The sequence below is a fragment of the Vibrio sp. 10N.222.49.C9 genome, from assembly GCF_041474985.1.
Taxonomy (GTDB): Bacteria; Pseudomonadota; Gammaproteobacteria; order Enterobacterales; family Vibrionaceae; genus Vibrio; species Vibrio crassostreae_C.
This window is the reverse complement of the sequence record NZ_JBFRVD010001285.1, coordinates 1-403: the sequence shown is the minus strand read 5'-3', so window position 1 is coordinate 403 and position 403 is coordinate 1. Positions and strand designations below refer to the sequence as shown.

Here is a 403-nt window from a genome sequence, read left to right as displayed (position 1 = left end):
TTCATTGATTTTGTGGAAATCTGTTTCATCATTGTTCCTATGATCTCGCCGGTTGCTGAGCTTCTGGGCATCAATATGGTGTGGTTTGCCATACTGGTAGCGATGAACTTGCAGACCTCCTTTTTAACACCGCCATTTGGCTTCAGTTTATTCTATCTGAAAGGGGTTGCGCCTAAACAGGTGACAACAAGAGATATCTACGCTGGCGTCATGCCGTTTATCGCCATTCAGGTAGTGGTGCTGGCTACTTTGTTGCTGTTTCCGGGTATGTATGGGCTGACTATGTAACTTAATTCCCTGATTTATCGAAAAAAGAGTCTTGTTCAGTTATAATTGAAAGTTAATTACATGATGTAATCGTAATCGGTACGCTTTTTGTACAAATATGGGAGGTCGAATGACC

The 403-nt window shown here is 41.9% G+C and carries 1 protein-coding gene; it reads left to right on the top strand.

Going from position 1 to position 403, the window contains the following annotated elements; translation table 11 throughout:
* Positions 1-288 (top strand): TRAP transporter large permease subunit (locus tag AB4585_RS27930; protein ID WP_372172013.1); only part of this gene is annotated, 288 nt, incomplete at its 5' end.
* Positions 289-403: the final 115 nt, after the last annotated feature.